The organism is Mesorhizobium sp. (genome assembly GCF_041661565.1).
Taxonomy (GTDB): domain Bacteria; phylum Pseudomonadota; class Alphaproteobacteria; order Rhizobiales; family Rhizobiaceae; genus Mesorhizobium.
In genome coordinates this window covers 1-3,504 of record NZ_JBAZUD010000248.1, presented here as the reverse complement: position 1 = coordinate 3,504, position 3,504 = coordinate 1, and the positions used below count along the sequence as shown (strand labels likewise).

The following is a 3,504-nucleotide window of genomic DNA, read 5'->3' as shown; positions in this document are numbered from 1 at the left end:
TTCCGCCGTCTCGACATAGCACGACTGCATCACATTGAGGATCGCCGCGCGCGTCATGCGCATCATATGGGCCAGCACGACAAGCGTCAGGGCCGTCGCCGGCAAGGCGATCGCCTGCATGCGCTCGAGGAACGGCATGCCGTCGTAGACGGTCGAGATGCCGGGGAAGATCTGCCATTTCACGGCAAAGAAGTAGACAAGAACATAGCCGATGAAGAATTCGGGAAACGACGTGGAGGCGAGCGCCAGTCCCGAGATCAGCTTGTCGACCCAGCCATTGCGGTAGCGAACCGCGATGAGGCCGAGGATGATTGCCAGCGGCACGGCGACAACCGCTGCCCAGAAGGCGAGGAACAGCGTGTTCCACAGACGGCCCTTGATCGATGTCGCGATGTCCTGGCCGCTCGACATGGCCGTGCCGAGGTCACCGGTCAGCACGCCGCCGAGCCAGTGGAAATATCTGACATAGGCAGGGTCGTTGAGCCCGAGCTGCTCGCGCAGGTTGGCGAGCGACTCGGGGGTCGCCGATTGTCCGAGAATGGCTTGCGCGACGTCGCCGGGCAGGATCTGGGTGCCGGCGAAGATGAGGACCGAGACGGCCAACAGGAGGACGATGCCCAGCGCGATGCGCTGGGCAATTAGCTTCAATATGGGTGAAGACATGTCCGCAAAGCCGGCTCAGGCCTGCAGCCAGCACTTCGCCAGGGCATAACCGTTCATCAGCTCCTGGTGCGGATCGTCGACCCAGCCTTCCACCTTGGCGCCGGTCGCGTCGATGAACTGGTTGAACATCGGCAGGATCAGGCCGCCTTCGTCGCGCACCAGCACCGCCATGTCGTGATACATCGCCTTGCGCTTGGCCTCGTCCAGCTCGGCGCGTGCAGCCAGCACCATCTTGTCGAAATCCGGCCGCTTGAAGCGGGTGTCGTTCCAGTCGGCTGTCGACAGATAGGCCGTCGAGTACATCTGGTCCTGCGTCGAACGCCCGCCCCAGTAGGAGGCGCAGAAGGGCTGCTTGTTCCAGACTTCCGACCAGTAGCCGTCACCCGGCTCGCGCTTGATCTCGATCTTGATGCCGGCCTTGGCGGCGCTTTGCTGGAACAGCTGGGATGCATCGACCGCGCCGGGGAAGGCGACGTCCGACGTGCGCAGCAGGACCGAACCGTCATGGCCGGACTTCTTGAAATGGAACTTGGCTTTGTCCGGATCGTACGTGCGCTGTTCGATCTCGGTGAACAGAGGGTAGGACGCGTTGATCGGGAAGTCGTTGCCGACCGAGCCGTAGCCGCGCAGCACCTTCTTCAGCATCTCCTCGCGGTCGATGGCGAGCTTCAGCGCCATGCGCAGGTCGTTGTTGTCGAACGGCGCCGTGTTGCAATGCATGATGAAGACGTAGTGGCCCGGCCCCGCATGATTGCGGATGGTCACCCCCGGCACCCGCTTGATCAGGTCGACGATCTTCGGCTCGACGCGGTTGATCATGTTGACCTGGCCGCCCTGCAGCGCGGCTGTGCGCGCGGTGGCGTCGTTGATGACGATGATCTCGATCTGGTCCGCGTGGCCCATCTTGTCGCCCTGCCAGTAGTTGGCGAAGCGCTCGCCGCCATGGCGCACGCCGGGCTCGTTGGTGGTCACCTTGTAGGGTCCGGCCGAGATGCCGGCGTCGGCCTTGTCCTTGCCGCCGTTCGGCTGGACGATCAGGTGATAGTCGCTGAGCAGATAGGGAAGGTCGGCGTTCGCTTCCTTCAGGGTCAGCACGACTTCCTTGCCGCTCGCCTTGATGGTCTCGATGCCTTTCATGTAGCCCAGCGCGCCGGACTTCGACTTTTCATCGGAATGGCGCTCCAGCGTGGCTGCGACGTCTTCCGCGGTCACCGTCTTTCCGTTGTGGAATTCGACACCGTCACGGATCTTCAGCGTCCACACCTTGGCGTCCGGCGACGAGCCGATCTCCTCGGCGATGCGGTTCTCGAGCTTGCCCTCCGGCGACAGCTCGACGATCAATTCGCCCCACATCTTGCCGAAGGCGAACGGCACCTGGGTCATGAACAGGGCCGGATCGAGGCTGTTGGTGGATTCACCGCCGACCAGGCCGGCCTTGAGCGTGCCGCCCTTGACCGGGCCCGCAGCGCGTGCCGCGCTCGACAGCAGCAAGTTGGCGAAGGGCGCGGTGACGCCGAGCGCCGCCGCCCTGCCGAGAAAATCACGGCGGCTCAGTTTGCCGGACGCGACACGCCGGCTAAGAAATTCCAGTTCGTTTGACATTTTGAGTTCCTCACTCCGTTGGTTCGGCTCTCCGGCCGATTTTCTTCTTTATTCTCCCAGGAATAATGAGGGTAAGCCAATGCCGTAAGCAAGACGGAATGCGACATGCCTTGGCGTAAATCGTACGTCGCTTTTGGACCAACCCCGGCGGCCGTCAAAGCAGTGCGCGTGGCACCTTTTCCTCGAAATTGCGCTCGAAAACGAGGGTTTCGCCCTCATAAGCCTCGATTCTGGCGCTGACGATGAAATTTTGTGCGTCCGATTTCATCTCGGCTGATGTTTCGGTGCGCACAGACCATCCGTTTCGCGACAGGGTCTGCGTCCAGTGCGTCTTTCCCGAGGCCGACAAGGGATCGTCGGGATCGATGGTCCATGTCTCGCGGGCGACGCTGCCATTGGCCAGGCCGTGGTCGAGATCGCGCACCTCGCCGAAATCATCAATGATGGAAAGCGTCACGATACCCGTCTTTTCGTCGCGTGCGACATGGCGCTCGGAATTGGCGGCGCGGACCGTTTCGGTTGCCCAGGGCGAAGCGCCTTCCGGCTCGGCGAACGCCACGTCGTCGCCCTTCGCCGGCGGGCGGAGAGGAAGCCTTAGCGTTGCCGCCGAAAGGTCGAGGCGCACCGGCTCCGGCGATGGCCAGATCAGCGGCCAGTATGCGTTCGAAACGGCGACGCGCAGCCGGTGGCCGGAAGGCACGCGGTAGGCGCATTGATCGAGCACGACGCGCGCCGAAATGCTCTCGCCTGGCACAAGCGCTTCTGGGAATTCATGCGAATTTCGATGTGTCAGGTTGAGCACGCCGTAGGAGATGAGCTCCGACGCGCCATCGGGATGCACGTCGCACAGGCGGATCGCGATGTTGGCTTGCCGGCGGTCGGACGCGAGCTGGACCAGAACCTCCGGAGCGCCGACGATGTCGATGGCTTCGGTCAGCGGCGGCTGGTCGAAACACACCGACAGAGCGTCATCGGGCCGCTGGTCGCCCGGCAGCTCGGGTCCGAAGGTGAACGGAAAATACTCGCCGCCGGCCAGCCCGCAGCTTTGCGGCGAAGCCACGATGGCGGGCTCGCCGCCATCGGCCATCAAGGCGATTTCCTTGGTCCTGATGCTGGGCGACGGCCATTCCCGTTCGGCCACCCAGCGTCCCGGTCTTTCCGGGTGCCAGCGCGCGGGGCGAACGCTGTCCATGACATAGGCGCGATAGGCCGGGTCCGCCTCGACGCCGGTGTCGATGT

General features: G+C 63.4%; 3 protein-coding genes. All 3 read right to left on the bottom strand.

The genetic code is table 11. The features are described from left to right. Positions 1–663 (bottom strand): ABC transporter permease (locus WC739_RS24990; RefSeq protein ID WP_372955664.1); only part of this gene is annotated, 663 nt, incomplete at its 3' end. A 15-nt stretch (positions 664–678) separates the two neighbouring features. After that, positions 679–2,265, bottom strand: a complete 1,587-nt coding sequence (locus WC739_RS24985; RefSeq protein WP_372955663.1) for an ABC transporter substrate-binding protein — start codon at positions 2,263–2,265, stop codon at positions 679–681. Between the two features lie 154 nt (positions 2,266–2,419). Continuing rightward, positions 2,420–3,504: CocE/NonD family hydrolase C-terminal non-catalytic domain-containing protein (locus tag WC739_RS24980; protein ID WP_372955662.1), on the bottom strand; the 1,085-nt coding region annotated here is incomplete at its 5' end.